The organism is Marinobacter halodurans (genome assembly GCF_004327985.1).
GTDB lineage: Bacteria > Pseudomonadota > Gammaproteobacteria > Pseudomonadales > Oleiphilaceae > Marinobacter_A > Marinobacter_A halodurans.
In genome coordinates, this window is record NZ_SJDL01000007.1 from 75,474 (window position 1) to 99,763 (window position 24,290).

General features: G+C 60.7%; 15 protein-coding genes. 11 read left to right on the top strand and 4 right to left on the bottom strand.

Translation table 11 applies throughout. The annotated features are described in order from the left end of the window. Nucleotides 1-56: 56 nt before the first annotated feature. The 10 genes from EZI54_RS06295 (at nt 57) to EZI54_RS06340 (ending at nt 16,547) form a co-directional block, all read left to right on the top strand. Nucleotides 57-2,981: an EAL domain-containing protein gene (locus EZI54_RS06295; protein ID WP_165495691.1), complete on the top strand. Its 2,925-nt coding sequence runs from the start codon at nt 57-59 to the stop codon at nt 2,979-2,981. 40 nt (nt 2,982-3,021) lie between these two features. Next, nucleotides 3,022-4,302 carry an ABC transporter substrate-binding protein gene (locus EZI54_RS06300; RefSeq protein WP_131480148.1) on the top strand — a complete coding sequence of 427 codons (1,281 nt, stop codon included), beginning with the start codon at nt 3,022-3,024 and terminating at the stop codon, nt 4,300-4,302. A gap of 173 nt (nt 4,303-4,475) precedes the next feature. Continuing rightward, a complete protein-coding gene (locus tag EZI54_RS06305; RefSeq protein WP_131480150.1) occupies nt 4,476-4,928 on the top strand; it encodes an SRPBCC family protein in 453 nt (150 codons plus the stop codon). 300 nt (nt 4,929-5,228) lie between these two features. Next, the gene (locus EZI54_RS06310; protein ID WP_131480152.1) at nt 5,229-5,732 is read left to right on the top strand and encodes a chemotaxis protein CheW; all 504 of its coding nucleotides are present in this window, start codon (nt 5,229-5,231) and stop codon (nt 5,730-5,732) included. Then, complete coding sequence (locus EZI54_RS06315; RefSeq protein ID WP_131480154.1) at nt 5,716-7,173, top strand: CheR family methyltransferase; 1,458 nt, start codon at nt 5,716-5,718, stop codon at nt 7,171-7,173. The genes EZI54_RS06310 and EZI54_RS06315 overlap by 17 nt, the downstream gene beginning before the upstream one ends. Continuing rightward, entirely contained in the window at nt 7,163-7,756 is a 594-nt protein-coding gene (locus EZI54_RS06320; RefSeq protein WP_165495692.1) for a chemotaxis protein CheW, read from the top strand. Before EZI54_RS06315 ends, EZI54_RS06320 begins: the two co-directional genes overlap by 11 nt. Before the next feature lie 9 nt (nt 7,757-7,765). Continuing rightward, nucleotides 7,766-9,595, top strand: a complete 1,830-nt coding sequence (locus EZI54_RS06325) for a methyl-accepting chemotaxis protein (RefSeq protein WP_131480158.1) — start codon at nt 7,766-7,768, stop codon at nt 9,593-9,595. 3 nt (nt 9,596-9,598) lie between these two features. Then, nucleotides 9,599-11,836, top strand: coding sequence for a hybrid sensor histidine kinase/response regulator (locus tag EZI54_RS06330; RefSeq protein WP_131480160.1), 2,238 nt, complete (start codon nt 9,599-9,601; stop codon nt 11,834-11,836). A gap of 23 nt (nt 11,837-11,859) precedes the next feature. Next, on the top strand, nt 11,860-12,897 hold the full coding sequence (gene cheB / locus EZI54_RS06335) for a chemotaxis-specific protein-glutamate methyltransferase CheB (RefSeq protein WP_131480162.1): 1,038 nt from the start codon (nt 11,860-11,862) through the stop codon (nt 12,895-12,897). 59 nt (nt 12,898-12,956) lie between these two features. Beyond that, nucleotides 12,957-16,547 carry an EAL domain-containing protein gene (locus tag EZI54_RS06340; protein WP_131480163.1) on the top strand — a complete coding sequence of 1,197 codons (3,591 nt, stop codon included), beginning with the start codon at nt 12,957-12,959 and terminating at the stop codon, nt 16,545-16,547. A gap of 404 nt (nt 16,548-16,951) precedes the next feature. Here the strand turns inward: EZI54_RS06340 and EZI54_RS06345 are convergent, their stop codons facing one another. After that, nucleotides 16,952-18,232, bottom strand: coding sequence for a cation:proton antiporter (locus EZI54_RS06345; protein WP_131480165.1), 1,281 nt, complete (start codon nt 18,230-18,232; stop codon nt 16,952-16,954). A gap of 537 nt (nt 18,233-18,769) precedes the next feature. Between EZI54_RS06345 and EZI54_RS06350 the strand changes: the two genes are divergently transcribed. Further along, nucleotides 18,770-19,162: a diacylglycerol kinase gene (locus EZI54_RS06350; protein ID WP_423226987.1), complete on the top strand. Its 393-nt coding sequence runs from the start codon at nt 18,770-18,772 to the stop codon at nt 19,160-19,162. A gap of 87 nt (nt 19,163-19,249) precedes the next feature. Here EZI54_RS06350 and EZI54_RS06355 read toward each other — a convergent pair whose 3' ends face one another. From EZI54_RS06355 to EZI54_RS06365, 3 genes are all read right to left on the bottom strand, one after another. Next, nucleotides 19,250-21,796 carry an EAL domain-containing protein gene (locus EZI54_RS06355; protein ID WP_165495693.1) on the bottom strand — a complete coding sequence of 849 codons (2,547 nt, stop codon included), beginning with the start codon at nt 21,794-21,796 and terminating at the stop codon, nt 19,250-19,252. 51 nt (nt 21,797-21,847) lie between these two features. Further along, entirely contained in the window at nt 21,848-23,176 is a 1,329-nt protein-coding gene (locus tag EZI54_RS06360; protein WP_131480169.1) for a PilZ domain-containing protein, read from the bottom strand. Nucleotides 23,177-23,312: 136 nt separating this feature from the next. Further along, the gene (locus EZI54_RS06365) at nt 23,313-24,206 is read right to left on the bottom strand and encodes a LysR family transcriptional regulator (protein ID WP_131480171.1); all 894 of its coding nucleotides are present in this window, start codon (nt 24,204-24,206) and stop codon (nt 23,313-23,315) included. Between the last annotated feature and the right edge of the window lie 84 nt (nt 24,207-24,290).

The window sequence follows — 24,290 nt, forward strand, 5'->3', positions numbered from 1 at the left end:
CAAGCACCAATTAAGTGCAGCAATAATAGCGTGTATGCATGACAGGGGGAGCGCCATTGAAGCCGTGGTTGCGGATGCTCGCCGGCCGTCTGCGTCTCAAGGCGTTGGGTGCTGCCTTGTGCGTGGTGCTGATTGCCTGTTTCGGCAGTTGGGTCAGCCTTCGCTATACCAAAACCGTCATGACCTCCGTCACCGATACGACGGAAACCTACCTTCCGCTGCTCACCCATGCAATCGACGCTTCCGATGCCATGCGCCGGCTGACGAGCCGGGCCCATGCGCTGTTGCTGTCCTGCGAAGCCGCCGATGGCGCCCGCCAGGTCTTGCCGGACGGATCCCTGTCGACAGAGTTCGAGGTCATCGAGAGACTCACCGCTTTCCTGCAAAGCGTGGGTATCCGGGAATATGAGGTCAAGGTCACGTCGGCCAAGGACGAGCTGGTCGATGCCTTCCGGGCGCTCTCCAACATCTGTGACACCCAGGCGGGACTGCAACGATCGTTTGAGGACCAACGGGCCCAGGCCATGGCCGCCATAGCCAGCCTGGGCGGCATCATCAACCGCTTGCGCCAGGACTACCGGCCGCCGTCCGGCGCAAGTGGGAATACCCAGGCGATCCTGCCATTTCTTGAGGTCCTGTCCGCAAGGCTCACCGAAGTCGAAAATGAGCTGGCCCAGTCCCATTCGAACTCGCAGGTCAAAGCAGGCGACGCTCTGGTGGTGAAGACACGCGATGCGGTGAGCGGACTCAGTGCGGCTTTCGAGGATGTCGGGCCCTTGCTGGACGACGACGGTCGCACCCGGGAGCGCGAGCAGATCCGCGGCCTTATCGACTCACTTTCACGGACCATACTGGGACCGGGCGGAATCCGTGAGATATGGAACCGGACGAGCCTGTTCTATTCCGGCACCGTCATTACCCGGATGGCCCTTACCCGGGCCGATATGGCATTGGCCTGGGCGCTGCAGGGAATGGAGAGTGAAGCTCGCAGCCGTTACCGGCACGCCCTTGATGAGACCCGCTCCACGACCGAAGAGGCACGTTGGGTGGTCTCCAGCGTTACGGTCGTGATCGCGCTTGTGCTGCTGGCTGCCGGTTGGATGGTGGCGGCAAGGTTGACGCGACCCATCGAGCGACTCAAGGCGTTTGTCATGAAGTTGCGTGGCTCGGAAGATCTCTCCCATGCGGTGCCGGAACAACTGCTGCGCAGGAAGGATGAGATCGGCGCGCTGGCCCAGACATTCAACAGCCTTATCGCTGACCTTGCTGATGCCCGTAAGCGCCTGCTGTCGGAATCCCGGGCGGAGATCCAGACCCAGTACGAGCGTTTGTCGGCTGCGATCGAGAGTATCCCGCAAGGTTTGTGCTTGATTGACGCCGACAGCCGGCTCCTGGTGAGCAACAGTCGGTTCATGTCCATCTACGACCTGTCTCCCGGTGACCTGAGGGTGGGCACGGCACTCAGCGATGTGATTGCGACCTGCCAGGAAAACGGTGCGATGCCGATGGATGGTGACAGCCCGCGCGGCCAGGCCGCAGACCCGGGGGCATCGATTTTCCAGCGGCCATTGCTCCTGCTCAATTTTCGCAATGAGCGCACCATTCTCATACGATCGGCCCGGACACCGGAAGGTGGCTGGGTATCGGTGCATGAGGACATCACCGAAAGGCGTCGGCAGGAGAAGCAGATTGAGCACCTGGCCTATCACGATACGCTGACCGGCCTGGCTAACCGTCGGCTGTTCAGGGACACCTTTGGCGAGCTGTTGGCCAGGGATCGTCGCCCATGTGGGGTTGTCCTGCTCTACATGGATCTCGATATGTTCAAGACGGTCAACGACACGCTGGGCCACCCGGTCGGCGACCAACTGCTCGTCGCGGTTGCGGAGCGGCTGCAGGCCTGTCTGCGTGATACGGACCATGTCGCCCGGGTGGGCGGTGATGAGTTTGCCGTGTTGCTGACCGATAACCCGACCAACGATGAGGCGATTCGCGTATCCGGCCGGATCATTGAAAAGATTGCCTTGCCGTTTGACATCAACGGCCATGAAATTGTCATCGGCATATCGGTTGGGATTGCCATCAGTCCGCGGGACGGGACTGATCCGGATCGGCTTATGAAGTGCGCGGATATGGCCATGTATCGGGCCAAGGGCGAAGGGCGCAACCGCTACTGTTTCTTCGAGCCGGAAATGGGCACCAAGATCCACGCCCGGCGAACCCTGGAGCTGGAACTCCGCAAGGCCGTTGAGATGGGAGATCTCGAACTCTATTACCAGCCGCAGGTTGAGAGTGGTAGTCGCCAGATAGCGGGATTCGAAGCCCTGATCCGCTGGCACCACAAAGAGCGGGGGGATATTCCCCCGGAAGAGTTCATCAGTGTGGCGGAGGATTCCGGGCTGATCACCGAAATCGGGCGCTGGGTGCTGGAACAGGCCTGCCTGGAGGCTATGAGCTGGCCGGATTCGATCCAGGTTGCCGTCAACGTCTCCCCCGTTCAGTTCCGGTCCGCCAAGGCGCTGCTGTCAGACGTGAGGTCGGCCCTGCTGTTATCGGGACTGCCGGCCCATCGGCTTGAGCTGGAGATTACCGAAGGTATCCTGATGCAGGATACGGCGGCAAATCTGGAATTGCTGGACTCGCTGCGTCGAATGGGCGTCCATATTGCGATGGATGACTTCGGCACCGGTTACTCAAGTCTTGGTTACATCCGCAGGTTCTGTTTCGACCGAATCAAGATCGATCGTTCCTTCATAAACGACGTCACGACCTCAAAGGACAGCCAGGCGGTGGTACAGGCGGTATGCGGTTTGTGCTCCACACTGGGTATCCAGACCGTGGCAGAAGGGGTCGAGAATGAGCAGCAGTTGCAGTTCCTTTTCGACGAAGGCTGCTCCCTGATACAGGGTTATTACATCGCCAGGCCCATGGCCGTGGCAGACCTTCAGCGACTCATCGTGGACTGGACCGCAGCGTTGTAACGTGACGGGCAGCAACGGGTGACCGGGAGGAGTAACTCCGATGGCTTCCAAACAGGTAAACCGGCGCGCGTTTCTCAGCATGGCTGCGAGTGTCGTCGGGCTCAGCTGTTGCCCGGCATTGCGGGCAGGCGGGATCCCGCTGCGGTTTATCTGGTGGGGAAGTGCCGAGCGGGCGGACATCACCCGGCGGGCCGTGTCGCTTTTCGAGGCAAATCATCCAGGCGTGACGGTCGAGACGGATTATCTGGAGTGGCTGGACTACTGGCAGCACTTTGTCACGTTGGTCGCCAAATCGCAGACGCCCGACCTGATTCAGATGGATTATCGATACCTGGCGCTCTATGCCCGGCATGGCGTGCTTCTGCCCCTGGACCGTTATCTGGGGAATCAACTGAACATTGCCTCTTTCGGCCCGCACAATATCGACGCCTGCCGGGTGGACGGAGATCTCTACGGCGTTAATCTCGGTATCAACTCGTCCGCCGCCATCCTGGATACCGGGGCGTGGGCGGATGCCGGTGTCGAACCGCCCGGTTTCGGGACCACCTGGGAGGCGTTTGCGCAGAAGTGCGAAGCGTTTGCCAAGGGAAACAGGCGCGACAACGTCTATGCCACGCCCGACGCCTCAGGGTCGCTGGCGGTGTTTGAGAACTGGCTGAGGCAGAAGGGCAAAGCGCTCTACGATGCCGATGGCCAGTTGGCCTTCACGGCCGCGGACGTCTCGGACTGGTTCGAATACTGGGCGGGGATACGCCGCGTCAATGGGTGCGTTCCGGCCGACATCCAGGTGTTGAGCAAGCACTCTTTCCAGTCGTCGCTTCTGATCCTGGGTTATACAGCGATGGATTATGCCCATTCGAACATGTTCCTCAACTACCAGGCACGGATGGCCCAGTCACTTGACCTTATCCCTTTTCCTGTCTTCGAGGGCGGGGCGCCCGGTCATTACCACAAGCCTTCCCAGATGCTCTCTGTTGGCGCCAGTTCGGCCAGTCCAGCCATCGCCGTCGAACTGGCCAACTTCCTGGTGATGTCGCCGCCGGCTGTCAGGATACTCGGTGTCGACCGGGGAATACCGGCTTCTCCGGCCATGCGCCAGATACTGCTGCCGCAGTTGGACGTGGCCGGCCGGAAGACGATCGCCTACATCGACAGACTGGATCCGTTCATCGGGCCGCTGCCGGACCTTCCACCCCCCAATGCCGGCGAGGTTGCCATTACATTCCAGAGCATCGGTCACGAAATCGCTTTCAGGCGCCTGTCCCCCCGCCAGGGCGGTGAACAGCTGTTCCGGCAGGCATCGGCCATATTGGCCCGTTGAACGGGCCCGCGTCAGGCCGACCGGTTCGATGTGCGGTGGGTCCCCTGTCCTCGTGGCTCCGCGCAGCGGTCCCGCCAGGAGGACTGAAAGCGTTGTCGAATTCCGGGACGGCCATTCGACGAATGGGTAGCTCTCGTCAGGAGAGATCCTCAAACAGCACAAGGAGATTCATTATGTCCGGTAATACGATCCGCCTGCATCGTGTTCTGAGCGGCAGTCCCGACCGCGTCTATCGTGCCTTTATCGATCCGGATGCCCTGGTGAAATGGCTTCCGCCCCACGGCTTCGCCGGCCACATCGACGAGATGGATGCGCGTGAGGGCGGCGGCTACCACATGGCCTTCACCAACTTCACGACCGGGAAGAAGCACGCCTTCCGGGTGCGTTACCTGGAACTCAAACCCGGCGAACTGATTCGCCACACCGACCAGTTCGACGACCCCAACCTGCCGGGGGAAATGCAGGTGACCATTCACCTGAAGCCTGTGCTGTGTGGGACGGAGCTGACCATCGAACAGGCCGGCGTGCCCGAGGTGATCCCGGTTGAGTTCTGCTACCAGGGATGGCAGGAATCGTTGAGCCTGCTGGCACTGCTGGTGGATCCGGAGATTCCGGACGAGGCCTGACGTGGCCGGGGCTGCCCTTCCCGCGGTGCTCCGGGTTCAGCCCCGCCTCCGGCGACGTCAGGGCTTGAACCGGTTGTCCGGCCCTGACGGGGGCCTGCACCGCTAAAACGGGCATTGGCCCCATGCCTGCCTGGCGTACCAACCTCCCGCCAGCCGCTCTCCGGCCCTGAGTAACCCGGCAGGCCAGTTCATCTTGAGTGGGACACCAGCGGGCCGGTTGCCCAACACGCCATTCAAGGCAATGTCGAACGGCGCACGGACCTCCATCTTAATGATGCCGAAAGCGGCATTGGCAAATTGTTGAAAGACCACCTAGGTTTAATGGTTAAGGGATTGCTCAAGCCGGAAGAGATGTTGCCCATGGATTTGGTCAGTTTTTGGCTGGATGACTACTGTTACGCATTGGAGCTACAGGGTGTGCGCCAGTCCTTCCGGGCCGTCGCGCCTCATCCTCTGCCCGAAGGCCCCAGTAGCATTACGGGCATTGTGAATGTTCACGGTCAGGCCATCCCCGTCGTCAACCTGCGTTCGAAGTTAAACCTCCCTCCCCGCAACCTGGCTCCCGAAGATAGCCTGATCTGGGTTGAAGCCGCGTCCCAGGATCTTTTGCTGGCGGTCGATCGAATGGGTGAGGTGTTGCAGGTGCCCGATGAACAGATCGTTGATGTGGCCCAGATGCCCGATGATGTTGAGCTGTTCAAGGGAATCGTGAGCCTGGAAGAGGGCATCCTGTTCATACCGGATTTGGGCCGGCTCCTCGATATCCGCGAGCGGGAGATCCTTCAGCATGCGATGGGGTCATGAGGTCATGCCGGTTGGCGTGGATCCTGATTTGCTGGCTGCCTGCCAGCGAACGGTGCGTCGTCGATGGGGGCTGGATTTCCCCGTCAAACGGTGGCCCGATCTGGAGCGCCAGTTGATCAACCTCGCATCGGCACTTGAACTGGGATGCCCGGCCACATTCGCCGCCCGCGTTGCCGAAGGGCAGCTCGTCGAACGGGAATGGCAGGCGTTGGCATCGGCACTGACGGTGGGCGAAACCTATTTTCTGCGTGACCAGGTGTTTTTCGAACACCTGATCCGTCATGCACTGACGCCTCTCATCGCCCGGCGACGGGCCGAGGGACATAAGCGATTGCGAATATGGAGTGCTGGCTGCTCCAGCGGCGAGGAAACCTACAGCCTTGCCATTTTCCTCCGGCAATTGCTGCCAGACATGGGTGACTGGTCCCTGCGGATTCTGGGGACCGATATTGACGAAAGGGCCCTGGCCAAGGCAAGAGCCGGGCGGTACGGCGCCTGGTCGTTCCGTCAGGTGGAACCGGCCTGGCGGTCCCGTTATTTTCGGGCCGTTGACGGGAAGTACTGGCAAATTGAGGACGACATCCGACAGTCGGTGGAGTTTGCCCACCTTAACTTGTCCGAGCGGGGGGATTTTGAGCGCGAGTGGGCAACGGCGGAGTGTGACCTGATCCTGTGCCGATATGTCCTGATGTATTTCCAGCCCGACCAGGCTCTTGCAGCGCTGCGACGACTCAAGGATTACCTGGCACGCGAAGGGGTGCTGGCGGTGGCCGCGGTCGAGAGTCTGCCGGTCGATGCTGCCGGACTTTCGGCGGTGCCCGTTCCCGGCGCGTTGCTGCTGCGCGCGGTGGATGCTCCTGGCACTCTCGCGCCGCCTGTTCATGGGGTGGCGGACCGACTGGACACGGCCGTTTCGGTTGCTCCCGCCGCACCGACTGCCCCGCCTTCGTCAACGGGGCCATCGCCGGTGAAGGAAGCGGTTTCCCGCCAGTCAGAAACGGCGCGTCCGGCTCTGCCGGTATCGGAGTCCGGGGGAGTGGCGGCGATGTTGCAGACAGCGCGGGAGTTGGCTGACCGGCATCAACTGAGTGCCGCCTTAAAGACGTTGGATGACGTTGTGGCCCGGGACCCCACCTGCCTGGATGCCTATTGGCTGTTGTCCGCGGTGCGACTGGAGCAAGGCGAGCGGGAAGACGCCCGTCGCCAACTCGGATTTGTGCTCTACCTGGCTCCGGATCTCGCATTGGCGCATTACCAGCACGGCCTGGTGTGCCAGGGGCTCGGCCGGCATGACGAAGGGCGGAGGTCCCTGAAAAACTGCCTGCGGCTGCTGGCTGATGCCTCGCCGGACGAGCCAGTACGGGAGGGCGAAGGCCTCACCGTCGGCGACCTGCGCACGCTGGTGGAAACCGCATTACGAGGATTCGACAGTGAGCAATGAACGGTCGGAATGGGATTGGGACGCCGTAAAGCACGCCTTACGGCGGGCGCTGGAGAACGAGGCTGTTGGGGGAGAGCCATCCGCCGAGTCAGCCCAGCAGGAGCTTCGGCGGCGTGCGCGCGAGTTGGCCCGGCCGTGGTCGCTGGAGGACAACGCCGAGACGCTGTCCCTGCTGCCCTTCGAGATCGAGGGGGCCTGCTATGCCCTGGAGCCGGACTATGTGCTGGAGGCCTTTGCCGCGGAGGCGTTAACGCCGATTCCCTGTACCCCTGGCCATGTGGCGGGCCTGATCGTGTTGCGGGGGCGGATGCTGCCGGTGTTGGACCTGCATGTGGTGCTGGGCATGGCGAGCCAGACCGGAGAAGGGCGCCGGAAGGTCATTGTGCTCAGCGACGGACGGATGGAATTCGGACTCCAGTGTGATCGAGTCCTGGGAACCTACGAGCTGCCGCTGGCCCAGTTGCAGACGGAGAACCGGGGCCACAGCCCCTATATCAAAGGCATTACAACGGATCAGTGGGCCGTCCTGGACGCTGGCGCGCTGCTGGGAGACGTTTCACTCGTGGTCGATAGAACGGTCTAGGATGATGTTATGAGTGCATTCAAGAACTTGAAGACACGCAACAAGCTGTTAGCCACCTTCGCGCTATTGGCACTGGTGTTCACGGTGGCACTGCTTCTGGCCTATCGCAATCTCCAGGAAATGCAGCAATCCCAGCAACGTCTCGTGGACGAGCAATTCGGGCTATTGCTCCACCTCAAGGACATGCGGGTCGACACCAACGCTCTGCGCGCCACGCTGGTCACCAGCGCCCTGGAACAGCGTATGCCCGAGACGCAAAGGGCTGGGCTGCGTGAGCGACTGAAGGACCAGACCGAGTCGGTCGACTTCCTGGTGCGCCAATCGGCCGGTGACAGCCGTGTTGCTGGTCTGGCGGAGACTTATAAGCAGGTCTGGGCGGAATTTGCGGCCGCCGCCACCGACGAGATCCTACCCCTGCTGGCAACGGGACAATATCGCCAGGCGCGAGAGGTGATCCTTGGCCCCCAATCCGATCGGGTGGAGCGGCTGCGTGAGTTGGGCGATCAGATCGTGGCGGTTGAGAATGCGCATATCGAGCAGTTGATGACCCAGAACAAGCAGCGGGTGGAGAGCCAGCGCAACGGCATGGTGGTGGTCTTCTGTGTGGTGCTTGTGCTGATGGTGCTGTTGGCCTGGGTGATGGCCCGGTTGATCGCGGGACCGTTGGAGAACCTGACTCGCTGGGCACATCAAATCGCCGATGGTGAAGTGTCGAGCCAGCGCCCCTCGGAGGCCCGCCGTGACGAAGTTGGCCTGCTCAGCGAAGCGTTCTTCGACATGAGTCGATACCTGTCCGACCTGGCCCGGAATGCGGAGCGGATCGCTGAAGGGGATTTACGCGAGGACCCGGAACCCAAGTCCGAACGGGACGCCTTGGGGAATGCGTTCTACCGCATGGTTACCAACTTGCGGGCCACCCTGCAGGACATCCAGGAGGGCAGCATGGTGTTGGGGGCCGCCAGCCAGGAAATCCTGGCCTCCACCTCACAGGTGGTTTCCAGCGCCCAGGAAACCGCCACTTCCATCAGTGAGATCACGACCACCGTCGAGGAAGTGAAACAAACGGCCAGCGTCGCCAGTGACAAGGCGCGGCATGTCAATGAGTCCGCTGAGCGTACCAAGCAGGTTTCGAAAGAAGGTCAGGCGGCCATCGCATCGTCCATGGACGGTATGCGCCAGATCCGCGAACAGATGCACGCGGTGGCCGGGAGCATCGTCAAGCTGAGCGAGCAGAGCCAGGCCATTGGCGAGGTGGTCGCCACGGTAAACGACCTCGCCGAGCAATCCAACCTGTTGGGCGTGAACGCGTCGATCGAAGCCATGCGCTCGGGCGAATACGGCAAGGGCTTTTCCGCCGTGGCGCAGGAGGTCAAGAGTCTCTCGGTACAGTCCAAGCAGGCGACGGCCCAGGTTCGTGCGATCCTCAATGACATTCAGAATGCGCTCAACAAGGCGGTCATGCTCGCCGAGCAGAGCAGTAAAGCAGTCGACAACGGTTATCAGCAGGCGGAGGCCTCGGCGCAGGCGATTCTCACCCTGAAGGAAAGTATCGAGGAATCGTCCGGTGCCGCGGTTCACATCGCCGCGTCCAGTCAGCAGCAACTGGTTGGTATGGACCAGGTGGCCACCGCCATGGAGAACATTAAACAGGCCAGCCAGGAGAACGTGGAAGGGACTCAGCAAGCAGAGCAGGCGGCCAGAAACCTCCACGACCTGGGCAAGAGACTCAAGGGGCGGGTCAGTCAGTTTCAACTGGGTACCGCCAGTGAATTGGACCCACTGTCTGAGGGGCGAATGATGACTTCGCCTCCTGTTGGGGACCTCAGCAAGAAGGTGTGAACCATGGCGAGTTCCAGGCGGGCCATTCAGGGCAGGCTTATTGCGGCTTTTCGTACCGAGGCGGGAGAGCGCATCACCGACATGGCGGATTGTCTGGCCCAGTTGGACCAGTCACACGACGAGGCCTTGCTGGAACAGCTTTTCCGGGATATCCATAGCCTCAAGGGGGCCGCCCGCGCGGTGTCTCTGTCGTCTATCGAGTCCTTGTGCCAGGCCTGGGAGGGCCTGCTGGCTGCCATACGCAAGGGGCGGCTGGAACTGAATGACGACCATATCGTGCTGGGTCGCAAAGCCTATCAGTGCCTGAGCCAGATGCTGAATGACCTGGACCAGCCCGAGCCGCAATCGTTACCGGCCCTGTGTCGCTCGTTACGGCTCGCAGGCGACGGACGGAAGGAAGCCGCACCGCCGGTAGCGGATGATGCCGCGGCGGTTCCCGGGGATCGTTCAGCAGTGTCGGCAGCAAGCCACCATCCTGCCAGGATCGGCGGCGACAGTCAGCTTAAGGTCAAGGCGGACCGCTTCGACCAACTGATCTACATCGCGGAGTCATTGCACCAGAGCAAGCTGGAGGCGGGGCAGTACCTTCAGATGGTGGAAGAGGCGCAAGGGCGTTTCAGCGAATGGCACAGGATGAGCCAGGAAATCGCCTCGGCGCGCCAACGGCTGGATCGGGGCAACGAGTCCGGTGATGTACAGGCCGTGAGTACGCTTGTCGCCTGCACCCAGCGGATGGAAACGTTCCTGGCTCGGTGGGAAAACCACCTGAACAAACTGGCCAGGCAATCGCGTCGTATGGAGCACAATGTCGCAGCGATTTCCGACCAGGTCCGGCAGGAGCTGCAGGAGATCCTGATGTTGCAGTGTTCGGAAATCGTGCATGGGGTTCCCGCCATGGTTCATGAGATTGCCAATGCCACAGGGAAAGCCGTCAACCTTGCCATCAGCGGTGAGTCCCTTCATGTCGACAAGCGGGTGCTCGATAGCCTCAAGAGCCCGCTGCACCATTTGCTGCGCAACGCGGTCGATCACGGTATCGAGACTCCCGAGGCACGCAGGCGTGCCGGAAAACAGGATAAAGGCAATATCAGCATTTCCTTCGTACATGGCAATGGCGGTCGTTTTTCGCTTGTGGTGGAGGATGACGGTCGTGGGTTGGACCCCGGCGAAATCAAGACAAAGGCTTTGGCTCTCGGCGTGATAGACCGGGAAATCAGCGAGGAAATGAGCAATGCCGAGGTGGCAAAACTGGCTTTCCGTTCGGGATTGAGTACCAGCAGCATCATCACCGACCTGTCCGGTCGTGGATTGGGCTTGGCGATCGTGCGTGATCATATCGAGGCGCTTGGAGGACAGGTGGACGTGGACAGCCAGCCAGGGCAGGGTTGCCGTTTCACGTTTCATCTCCCTACTACACTGGCCACCTATCGAGCCCTGCTCGTCCAGGTCTCGGGGCGGTCGTTGGCGATTCCGGCCACGCATGTGGAGCGGGTATTGAGACTGGCGCCTGAAGCGCTCAAGAGCGTCGAGGGGCGGCTCAATGTTCGGGTGGGGGATGCGGTGTTACCGGCCTGGCGTTTGCGGGATGTCCTTTCCCTGCCGGCACCGGATACGACACGCCAGTCATGGGTTCGTGTGGCGGTGCTGCAATGGGGCGATGTGCGATTCGGCCTGCTGGTCGACGAGGTCGAGGGTGACCAGGAAATCGTGATCAAAGCGTTGGGGCCTTTGTTGGCGCGGGTGCCCAATGTGATGGCCGCGACACAGCTGGGCGATGGTCGCATCGTGCCTATCCTGCATCCGCAGGACCTATACCAAACAGCGTGTGGCACCACATCGGCCCCCGTGGCCGAGCAGGAACAGGCTGGATTGCGCGAGCCGCCCAGCATTCTGGTGGCTGAGGACTCGGTGACGTCCCGGGGCTTGATCAAGACCATCCTGGAGAGTGTCGGTTATCGGGTTGAGACGGCGAGCGACGGCCGGGAAGCCTGGGAGCGGCTGCAGGAGGAGCCCTATACGGTGTTGGTGTCGGACATTGAAATGCCGCGCATGGACGGCTTCGAACTGACCGCACGTATTCGCGAACACCCTGATCTTGCCGAATTGCCCGTCGTGCTGGTTACGGCGCTGAAAAGCCGGGAGGACCAGGAAAAGGGGCGGCAGGTGGGGGCCAACGCCTACATCGTAAAGAGCAGTTTCGATCAGGGCAACCTGCTTGAGATTGTCCGTCAGTTCGTCTAGGGCGGCGGACTCTGGGAGGGAATGTGGATGTCTTAATCGTGGAAGACTCAGTGGTTGTCCGGCAACTGATCCGACACATTCTGGAGGAGGCGGATTGTCGTGTGATTGGCGAAGTGAGCAATGGCGAAGAGGCTGTTGCGTTCGTTGCCCGCCAACGCCCCGATGTCATCGCGATGGATATTCACATGCCGGGAATGAATGGCTACCAGGCTTCCCGGCGCATCATGGAGACGCGGCCCGTCCCCATCGTGGTGGTGACGTCCAGCGAAAATCTCGCTGATGGCACGACCGCCATGCGGGTGCTGGAAGCCGGGGCGATTACGGTCGTACAGAAACCCCAGGGGCCTGGCCATCCCGATTTTGAGCAACACGCCCGGGAACTGGTCAGGACCCTTCGCATTGCCTCTGAAGTGAAGCTGGTGCGTCGTATACCCCGGCGCGACGCAGTTCCGGAAGACACCTCCCTGAATGACAGGTTAACGCCCAAAGTGATTGCCATTGGTGCCTCCACGGGAGGGCCGCAGGCCATCAAGGCACTGCTGGGGCAGTTGCGGGCGGACCTGCCCTGGCCCGTGCTGATTGTCCAGCATATCGCGCCCGGCTTTCTGCCCAGTCTGCGCGAATGGCTCAACGAAACCTGCGCGTTGAACGTACGGATCGCGGAACAGGGAGAATCCCCGCAGGCGGGGCAGGTGTATTTGGCACCCGATGGCGCTCACATGACCCTGGATGCCCGCCAGCGCATCGCGTTGGTGAACTGTAATGGGGACGGTTACCTGTGCCCCTCGGTCGCAAGGCTTTTCGACAGCCTTGCGCGCCACGTTGGCGGGCGGGTGGTGGCGGTCCTGCTTTCCGGTATGGGCAGCGACGGCGCCGCGGAAATGCGAACCCTGCGACAACTGGGAGCATTGACCGTGGCACAGGACCCGACGACCGTGGTGGTCAACGGCATGCCGGGCGAAGCCGTCAGGCTGGAAGCTGCGGAGCAAGTGCTTACACCGAGCCAGATCGCTGAGTGGGTTGCAGGTCTCTACCGTACTCATGGTGAAAAAAGCCTGTAATGACGTTGTATGAGCTGAACCCAAGCCATTCATAACATTGTGATCAGGAGAAGATCGAGATGTTAAGCGGCACTGATATTCTGGTCGTTGAGGACAGTTTCACCCAGGCGTTAGAGCTTCAGGCCTTTCTGGAAGAGCATAACTGCCATGTGCGGTTGGCAGGCAATGGTATCGAGGCACTGGATGAGGTTTCGAATGCCCAGCCTGATGTCGTGATCAGTGATATCGTGATGCCGAAGATGGACGGCTATGAGCTGTGTCAGTCCCTGAAGGAAAACGCCGAAACACAAGCTATCCCAGTGATCCTGGTGACCTCCCTGATCGATGCGACGGACGTGGTCCATGGCTTGGCGTGTGGGGCGGATAACTTCATCACCAAGCCATACGACGAGAAGTACCTGCTGACGCGCCTGCGTTACCTGTTGGTCAATCGTGAATATAGGGCGCATGAGCGGGTCCAGGTAGGGATTGAGGTGGAACTGGAAGGTAAACGACACTTTATCACCGCCGCCCGTCAGCAAATCCTGGACCTGCTGATCTCGACATACGAGGAAGGTGTCCGGATCAACAGAGAACTCAAGAGCAAACACGAGGCCTTGAGTCAAAGCAACATCCTGATCCACAACCTGCTTGAATTCACATCCAATCTCAGCGCGGCCAGCAGCGAAAAGGATATTATCGATTGCGGGTTGAAGAAGGTCCTGGCGTTCTCCGGTGTGGAGGCCGCATGGCTGATGATACCCGGTCACAAATCCGGGAAAGGCGGCTGGGTGCTGGCAGGCTTTGCCAGCCATGGCATGGCACAGGAGGAGGTTGCTCTCTGCGTACAGGGATGCCCGTGCCACCATGCGTTCGGTCGTGACCGGATCGACGATGTGGTCGACACTGATCGGTGTCCGGCCCTGGCGCACCGCTTCGAAAAGCAACACCACGCCACGATTCCCCTTGTACTGGGCGCTGATCTGATCGGGTTGCTCAACGTGGTACAGGAGGGCGGCGAGTGCTGGGAGAGGCAGGATGTCCAGGCCATGCAGTCCATCGGATATCAATTCTCCACGGCCCTGGGCCGGGCCCGCCTGCACGATAACCTGGAAAGCCTGGTCGAGAAGCGGACCAGGGAGCTGGAGCAAAGCGAATCCTTGCTTCGCAATATCCTGGAAACGCTGCCGGTTGGGGTCTACGTTGCCAACCCGGATGGCACCATCCTGCTGCAGAACCCGGAAGCCGGAAGAATAGTCGGGGGGCAATCCTGGCAGCTTTGCCAGTACCTGAATGGGTGGAGCGCATCCGGCAAGCCGATCGACGATCGCCGTTGGCCGCTTGAGCGGTCCTTGGAGACCGGCGAATCGTACCTGAACGAAGTGGTGGCGTTGCGGGTTGCGGATGGCGCCGAAAAAACAGCGATGGTGTCCTCCGTGCCCCTGAACGACACGAATGGGGAAAAAGCCTCTCTGGGTGCCATTGGCGTCATCCAGGATGTTTCAGCGCAACGGAAGGCTGAAACCGAATTGCGATTGCGCAACCAGGCCATCGAGGCCAGCGTTAACGCGATTGTCATTACCGACGCCAATCAGGGCGATCACCCGATTGTATATGTCAACCCGGCATTTGAGCGCATCACGGGCTACACCTGCGAGGAGGTAATAGGGCGAAACATCAGGTTTCTCCGGCGTGATGAGGATCAACTGGGTGTTGAAAGCATTCAACATGCTATCCGGGCCGGTACCGAAGGTCACGCCCTGATACGCAATTACCGGAAAGACGGATCTATGTTCTGGAACGACTGGCGAGTGGCGCCGGTCGTCGACTCGGACGGGCATGTCACGCACTTTGTCAGCGTGTTCAATGACGTCACTGAATCCTACCGATACCAGGAGCAACTCGAATATGCAGCCAACTTTGATGAGCTGACAGGCCTGCCCAACCGCAACCTGCTGATGGATCGAATCCAGCAGGCCATCGCCGAATCCGGGCGGCAGGACAAGGGGTTTGCCCTGGCATTTGTGGACCTGGACAACTTCAAGTACATCAACGACAGCTTCGGACATGCGATGGGGGACCAACTCTTGCAGGAGGTTGCCCGGTCGCTACGAGACTGCTTGCGTCCGACCGACACGCTGGCCAGGCTGGGCGGTGACGAGTTCGTCGTTTTGCTGAAGAACAAGCCGGACGCGGATTCTGTCAGTGCGGTCTTAGCTCGGTTGTCATCGGCGATCGCTGAATCTAAGCGGGTAGACGGTCGCGAGGTGTTGGTGACTGCAAGCATGGGGTTCTGTTTGTACCCGCAGGATGGCAACGACGCAACCAACCTGCTCAAGCACGCCGATAATGCCATGTATCAGGCCAAGGATCTTGGTCGCAACCAGATATGCAGTTATACCAAGGAAATGAATGAACTGGTCCGGCATCGCGTCGAACTGGAGCACGCCTTGCGATACGGGATCGAGCGGGGTGAGCTGGAACTGTTCTATCAACCGCAGCTTGATGCGAAACGACAGCTCATTGTGGGGGTGGAGGCGCTGGTACGCTGGCGGCATGACGAGAAACTGATATCGCCTGGGGCGTTCATCCCGATTGCCGAGGAAACCGGCCTGATTCTCGACCTGGACGCTTGGGTTGTGCATGAAGCGTGCCGCCAGGCTAAGGCCTGGCAGGATCAAGGGCTTTCGCCGGTGACCATCTCTGTCAACCTGTCCGCCGGCCAGTTTCGACGGGCACGCTGTGTGCCTTTGATACGGGACGCCCTTGAGAGAAGTGGTCTGGAAGCGCGCTACCTGAAGGTGGAAGCAACTGAGAGCATGGTCATGAAGAATACCGAGGATGCTCTGGACACCATGCGACAGCTTAAGTCCATGGGCATTGAACTGGCCATGGATGATTTCGGGACTGGCTATTCCTCATTGAGCTATCTCAAGCGTTTCCCCTTCGACCAGATCAAGATCGACAAGAGTTTCGTCGACAATGTGACCGAAGACCCTGAAGGTGCTGCCATTCTCCGCTCCGTTATCAGCCTGGCTGACACCCTTGGCATGCAAACCGTAGCAGAAGGGGTGGAGACAATGGATCAGTTTGCCTACTTGACTCGTATCGGATGTGACCAGATTCAGGGCTATGTCTACTCTCCTCCGATACCGCGGGAGGCATTCGAGCACTTCCTGCAGGAAGATCGGAGCTGGGATACGAACAAGGGGTTTGTGCCGCAAACGGGGGAAGCGCGTACGCTCCTGATTGTCGACGAAGATGTCCATGTGCAAAACGCCATCCGGCGTGAATTGCGCAATGAACACTATGACCTGCTCACGGCAGCCGATCCGGAAACCGCTTTGAAACTCATGGCGAGACAGGATGTGCATGTCATCCTCGTGGATCAGCGTATGCAGCAAATGGACGGTATTACGTTCCTGCGCAAGGTGAAGTCAATTCATCCGGCAACGGTCCGCATGGTGTTGAGCGGGTATACGGAAGTGGAAAATCTGGTTAACGCGATCAACGAAGGGGCTGTCTTTCGATTCATCACCAAACCCTGGGAGCCGGACCACCTGCGCAACAGCTTGCGCCAGGCTTTCCGGGAAAACGAACTGGTTCAGGAGATCAACGCGCTACGGTCCAGGCTGGAAACCCTGGAGGGCAAACAGGGCCCGGCTCCTTAGTGTCCCGTTTGGTTAATTCGCTGATCTACTGAGCGCCTGAACGCTTTGAGAGCAAGGCGCGGTAGCGAAGGTTTGGTGGTTCCAAATCGAGCTGGCGCAACACCGCTATCAAAGCGTTCAGGCGCTCCCGAAGGGCGCACCGCTGGTGCCTCTGAACCGGTGTTGCCAGCCCTTGATGTGGAACCACCACACCGGCGGACTGGCGCCTTGGCCAGAGGCACCAGCGGTGCGCAGTAGGTCAACGAATTAACCAAACGGGACACTAATGTCCCGGCATCGTCCAGGCTGGTGCCCGGGACATGGTCTGCCTGGCGGCGACGAAGGACCACAAACCTGTCGCAGGAATCCGCCCTGAACCATACTGAGCCGTTACATACAGCGCAGTCTCCCCTTCGGACAGTCCCTTAAAGGCCCTCCCGGGCAACCAGACTGCTCCGGATCAATGGTTTGATGCTTGAACCCTGCACGATGATGGAGAAGATCACGACGATGTAGGTGATCAGCAGCAACAGGGTGTGCAGGTCCACGCCGTTGAAGAAGATCCTGCCGCTGGGAATGGACGCCGCCATGGCCAGTGCCAGGCCTCCCCGCAGACCGCCCCAGGTGAGGATCGCCACGGAGTGCTTGTCATAACGGCGGAAGCGCCGGAACGCGAGGTACGGTAGACCGACACTGACGAATCGGGCCAGGAGCACCGTGGGCACGGCCAGCAGTCCCAGCAGGATCTGTTGCCAGGTGACGGGCAGGGTGACCACCAGCAGGCCGATCAGCAGGAACAGGAACGCATTCAGCACGCCGTCCACCGCATGCCAGAAATTACGGATGTTGCGGATGCTGCTGAGGCGGGCCATCGACGCCGACTTGGCCCGGGTCACGTTGCCGACGAAGATGCCGGCAACCACCATCGCCAGCGCGCCGGAGACGCCCATTAAATTCGCCAGCGCAAAACCGGCGGTGGGGATGCAGAAGGTCAGCAGCAGGCGGATGTTGCCGTCGTTGCTCTTGATGAGCAGGAAATGCGCCACGATGGCCAGCAGCATACCGAACAGGATGCCGCCCAGGGCCTCGGTCAGGAACAGGTCGGCGATGTTGCCCAGCGTGGGCTCGGCGCGGGTAAAGGCCAGGGCAAAAATGGTGGTGAACACCACCAGGCCGACACCATCGTTGAACAGGGATTCGCCCTCCACCTGGATCGAGATGGACGGCGGCGCTTTCATCTGCTTGATGATGGCCAACACCGCGATCGGGTCCGTGGGGCTGATCAGCGCACCGAAGAGCAGGCAGTAGATCAGCGGCACGTCCCAGCCCATCAGCTGCATGACCCAGGAGATCAGGAAACCCACCAGGAAGGTGGAGGCCAGGGTGCCGAACAGGACCAGGACCGTGATTTCCCAGCGGTGCCGGCGCATGGTCCGCAGGTCGATTTCCAGCGCCCCCGCAAACAGCAGGGGCCCCAGCATCCCGTCCAGCAGCAGCGACTTGAAATCAATGGTGCCCAGCATCCGGGACACGGCGACGGCGGTCTGGTTGCCGAGCACTTTTACCGCAGCGATCAGCAGCAGTGAGATGACCACGGCACCGAAGGTGATGGCGATGGTCGTTTGCATGTTCAGGAAGAACTGATTGGCAAAGGCGACCAATACCGCAGTCGCGGAAAGGAAACACAGCAGATACCACGTATCCATGACTATCCCGGGTGAAAATCGGTGTATCGTTGGACGGTTCCGTCCGGTTATTCATCGTTGTCCAGCATTCGGTACGAACCGAGCGGCAGGGCGGGGCAACCGGCGCCAGCTGCGGGCGCCGTATTGGCGAATGCCGATACAGGTTCATCAACGATCAGAACGCCGGGTGTGGATCGAGACCGGGTGTGCTTCCCGGCGCAACAAATCCGGCGAGGGCCATGATACCGGATCGGACCAATCCTGGGTTCATCCATCATGACCTGGCTGAACATTGCGGATTCCTGCCATTTCCGCAGGTATCTGCGCTGGACGATGCGCCGTGATGTCCAGCCCGTGCCGGTCGTGATTGTAGGGGAGCTGTGGGGCGGCTGTGGTTGATTAAAATCAATCAGGGGCACGATGTTGGGTATCGCTTCGGGTTCAACGCATTCTCAGGAACGGATCAAGCGGCCATAATTCCCCTTTCCACGAACCGTTCCGCCGTCCCTCATTTCACAGGCGTCGGTTTCCTGCTGCTTGCCCGTACCGACAAGGCGAATGATGACCCGATCAATCCATGAACCCAGTGCCCACGGACTGAAAGGCGGAAAAGGATTCACCCGCATCCTGAATTCGGCCCGCTATTCCATGCAGGGGCTCAAGGCGGCGTTTCTCAACGAAGCGGCCTTCCGCCAACTGGTGTTGATGAACCTGATCCTGATTCCGATCGCCTGCTGGGCGGATGTGTCCCGCGCTGAACGGGCCATCCTGATCGCGGCACCGCTGCTGTCCCTCGCCATCGAACTGCTGAACTCGGCCATCGAGAACATTGTCGATCGGGTGTCGATGGAGCTGCACCCACTCTCCAAGCAGGCCAAGGATATGGGCAGCGCGGCCCAGTTTGTGGGGCTCGTCATCATTACCGTGTGCTGGGGGGTGATTCTGCTTTAAGGCATTGTCGCGGTTCGGGGGCTTCCGGGCTGCGCCGTCGACGGATCCCGCCAGTGGCGACGGGGGCGGCCTCGCGAACCGGGTGAATCACTGACCTTTGCCAGCCTTCTCATCGACGGTGTGTTGTAACGCCCAGCGACAGAACTCGTCCACCGGCATCGGTTTGGCGAACAGGTAACCCTGAACCCGGTGGCAACCCAGTTCGCTGAGGCGCTCCAGGGTGGCCGCATCCTCCACGCCCTCGGCCACGGTCTCCAGGTTCAGGGTGCGGGCCAGCTTCAGGGTGTTCTTGACGATCTCCAGGTCATTGCGGCTGGAGGTCATCTTGTTGATGAAGCTGCGATCGATCTTCAGTTCGTGGATGGGCAGGCGGCTCAGATAGGCCAGGGACGAGTAGCCCGTGCCGAAATCATCCAGCGCAATTCGGCAGCCATGGTTGGCAATGAGCAGCAGGGAATCGATGACCGACTCCATGTTGTGCATCATCGCGGTTTCCGTCATCTCGAAAATCACGCGATCCACCGGGATGGCGTGTTCCTTGATGCTTGCCAGGGCATCGGGCACGAAGTGACTGTCGGTCAGGTTCTGGACCGACAGGTTGATGCTGCAGGTGATGTCCAGATTCCGTTCCCTTAGCAGGTGCATGGTTTTCCAGGCCTGGGCGATGACGTAGCGGGACAGCAGGTCCATCAGGCCGGCATTCTCCGCGATCTCGATGACCTCCCAGGTGGGTACCGGCCCAAACCGCGAACTGTGCCAACGCAGCAATACCTCGGCGCCGACGAGTTCCAGGCCAATGCTGTTCATCTGCGGTTGCAGGTAGAGTTCGATTTCTCCGTCCTCGATGGCCTGCGGCAGGGCGGTCAGCAGATCCAGCCGTCGCCGGGCGAAGTCGGAAATCTCCTCGCTGTAGACCTGCACCGGAACCTTCCTCGACTCGCTTCGGTCCCGTGCGGCGGATGCATGCTGGTAGAGGATCTCCGTGCTCTCGCCGTGATCCGGGGCGACCGCCACGCCGCAATGCAGGTTCATGAGCACGGGCAGCCTGACGGAACGGAACGACACCTCGTGGTGCCCGACCACCTGTTCGATAAAGGGGGGCAGCGCACCTTGCAGTTGGTTGACGTCGATCAGGAACGCGGCCGAGCCGAACTCCGGAATGGCGATGTAGGCGGGTTGTTTGGTCTCCAGGCAGATCCCGCCACCCAGCATGGCCAGCGTATGGTTCAGTTTCTTCATCAATTGGCAGAACATGTCTTCCGCCAGGTTATGGCCCATGCTCGACGCGATGTCCTTGACCTGCGGGTAGTGGACCAGTGCAAGTGCGACCCTTTGGCCCTGGCTGATCACGGTTTGCAGCTGCTGGTTAAGCAGGGTGCCGTTGGGTAGCTTGGTCGCCGAGTCGTGCATGGCCTGGTCGAGGGACTGCATTTCCAGGTCCCGGACCTGGCGCTCGGCCATTTGCTGGCTGTGGAGGGCGGCCAGCTTGCGTGCCCGTTCGTCCTTGATGCGGTGGGCCAGGGCGAATGACAGCAACAGCACTTCCGCGGCGGAGCCGGCCTGCATGGCGTGGTTGGTGAGGAGGTTCACCGGGAGAAGGTTGAACACGTTCATCAGGTAGAGAGAGGCCCCCAGGGCAAAGGCCGTCCAGGCCATGACGAAATAGCGGGCGCTGGCGACGCCGGCCGTCAGGGCCGCCAGTCCCACCGAAATGACCAGCACAATCACCAGGGTGCCCAGCAGGCCGGCAAGGAGAGCTCCATGGATGGGGTCGATCCAGGTGTAGACAATCAAGACCCCGGCCAGGCCGGCCGCGATATTCAGGACGCGCTCCCAGCCTCCTGAAATCTCCTGCCACTTCAGGAAGCTGCGAGCAAACATCAGGGCGAACAGGGAGACCAGCGCGGTGCTTGTGGGCAGGGCATAGCGGGTCAGCAGCGGCTGTCCACTCCAGATCCAGGCGCTGCCGACACCGGAAATACAGAGCATCAGCAGGCTGATGGAGCCGATGTAAAGCACGTAGTAGCCGTAGGCCGGATCCCGGATGGAAAGAAACAGGAACAGGTTGTAGGTGGCCATGGCAACCAGGATGCCGAAATAGATGCCCCAGTAGAGACTCTCCCGGGAAAAGTCATTCGTGAGGCGCTCTTTGCTCCACAGCTCCACCGGCACCTGCAGCGATGTGGCTGACTGCGCCCGCAGGAGAAGGCTCACCGGGCCGCTGAGATCCTGCGGCAGGGGAAGCGCCACCTGGTAGCTCTGGGCCTGCCCCCTTGGGTTTAGGGTCTGCTGGCGGCTGATGTGGTAGATCGGCGGCAGTTGGCCGTCACGCAGGATGTAGAGGTCCGCCTCTTCCAGCAGGGGATAGGGAATCACCAGATACCAGGGTTGGTCCAGGGGCTGCGGGATATCCAGGGATGCCTTGATCCAGACGGGCTGATCGGTGAATCCCAAATTCAGCACGCTGTCATCGCTTTTTTCCTGCCATGTCCCCTGTTGCACGACCTGCTCAAGGGGCTGGCCAGGGCCCAGCCGATAGGCGATGCGATCGTTCAGGCTGTACTGGCCGGTTCCCCCCAGAACGGTCAGTCCCGCAGCGCTGGCAGACAGGGCGCACAGGAGCAGCGCCGCCATCAGTGTTGTTGTCCATCGGCAGAGATTCACCATGGGGCGGTCCCGTTTATCCTACTCATCCAGCGGCCTGACCAGGCGGCCGGTGAAACCGAGAAATTCCGCTTCCTGACAAAATCCGGAAAAGCTGCCTTCCGCCACATCCGGCCGGCGAAGGAGCACCAGGGCTTCGACCAGACACCCCGGGATATCCCGGTTGTTCCAGTCCGGCATGCGTGGCCACATCATGAATTGATCGTGTGACAGCACAATCTTCTCCACCTCAATCTGGTTTTCCCGCAGGCGTTCCCTGACCTTCAGGCTGATGCAGGGATGGGTGTCGTCCGCAATCAGGGCCCCCTCGGGCATATGCTGGTAAAGGTCCAGCACCGCATCGCCTTGATGGGTGAGGGCAATGTAGAGTGTCTCGTCGTGCAATCGCTCCAGGGACGAGGTCTGCAGGACTTTACCCTGATCCGTGTTGATTTCCTGATCCTCCTCGTAGCGTGGATCAAGTCCGATGACGGTTTCAAACAGACTGGTGAGATCCCGGCAGACGGCATTGCCGATTCGTCCGGCGCCGCCCAGGACCACGATGCTGTCCTGATGACGGTACTGTGGCCGCTCGTGCATCTGCCGCGCGATGTCCCAGATCATGTAACGCGTTCCCAGACTGCCCTCGACCAGCGGTCTTTTAATCTCGATGCCTGCCTTCTTTACGAAGTTGGGGAGCCGGCCGACCAGTGCGATCCGTTGCGCCCGGGGAAAGTCCTGTTGCAGGCGCTCCATGTAGAGGCGGACCTTGTCGGAATCGGCCTGCAGTTCGTGCTCCAGGAACTGCGAGGCCACCATCAGACCGCGCATGTCCTCGTTGCGGATAAAACCCAGTATCAGGTTGGACGGCATGCGCCGGACCATATCGGGAGAAAAATAGGACCCGGCCTGCTTCTCGTTACCGTACACCGCGAAGATAAATTGCGGTCTGACCAGGGCGATGACGAGCGGGCGCAGGTAGGTGTTGACAACCAGGACCGCCAGGCGACGGCTTTTTTTCCAGAGGGTGCGTTTGCTGGCGGCACTCAGGCGCTGCCAGAACGGGGCGACGTCGTACAGTGCTTTCAGCTCGTCTCCGGAAAAACGGCGGTCATAGAGCTGCAGGCCGATGTGGGTCTTGCCGATGTGCATCACGGTCGCGGCGACCTTGGTACCCACCTTGTCGCGGAACTCGATGTCGATCGTTTCGCCAGGGCGTATATACACATGCTCCGGGCGCTTCAGGCGCAAACCACTGGTGGATATGTCCAGCGTTGTGGTCTCGAAGGTGCGACGGGCATGGCTGATAATCACCGGTATCCGGATCCCTGACCGCAGATGCCTGCGGTATTCCCCATGCATCCTTATCATGGCTGTTCCCTGAGAGACTGAAAAACGGGCCAAATGTCCTGCCTACAGCATGGTTCAATCTGCCGAAGGTCGCCATCTATAGCATTGAATCAGTCCGTTAAATGCCCCGGTGTGAACCCGTCTGCCCGGAATGGCATCAGGGATTGAGTTCACGTTGCAGCCATTCGGCAAGTTGTGTGCCTCGCCGGTGCGCCACGTAATGGGGCAGCAGCAGACACAGTCGGCCGCTTGTTCCCACCGAACCCCAGGGCGCTACCAGCCGCCCATGGGTCAGGTCATCCTGCACCAGCAACCGCGGTGCGATGGCTACGCCCAGCCCGGCCAGGGCCGCTTCGATCAGGTAATAGAGGTGGTCGAAGCCCCGGCCTTCTTCCAGCGCCTGTTCCAGGCGAGCCCCTTCGAGCCCGTGGGCCTGGGCCCATTGCGGCCAGGCCTGGGGGCGAGAACGGGTATAGAGCAGGGGCGCGGTGAATATCGTGGCGGGGTCATCGGGATCGAAATGTTCGGCCCGATCGGGCCTGGCCACGGCGCAGATGTTTTCCGGGGCAAGTTCGATCACGTCCAGTTCAGGCGGAAAGGGCGGTTCGGAGAAAAGCAGGGTGGCGCCGGCCTCGTTGCGCCGGGGATCCAGCTCGCTGTCACTGTCGCTGACCTGCAGTTTGATGTCCGGCAGCTCACGGTGCAGACGCTCCAGGCGGGGAATGAACCAACGGGCCAGGAGGCTGCCGGGGCAGTTCAGCACAAAGGGCGCCTCTTTCGTACTGCGTTTGAGTTCGGCGCAGCTCTCGCGCAGTCGGGCGAAGGCGTCGCCCACACCCTGTTGCAGTTGTTCGCCCTGCGGCGTAAGCCGGATGCCCCTTCCCGCCTTGGCAAACAGGGGCGTTCCGAAGTGCCCGTCGAGGCTGCGCAGCTGGCGGCTGACCGCACCGTGGGTGACGTGCAGTTCCCGTGCGGCGGCGGTGACACTGCCCCGTCGTGCTGTCGCCTCGAACGCCCGCAGCGCGCTTAGAGGTGGCATGTCCTGACTCATGAAATGGTGACTCCAGATCACATATGGTTGCAATTCTATCGATTTTTTTCGGCGCGTGCCTTCGTTAGTCTCACCCTTATTCAC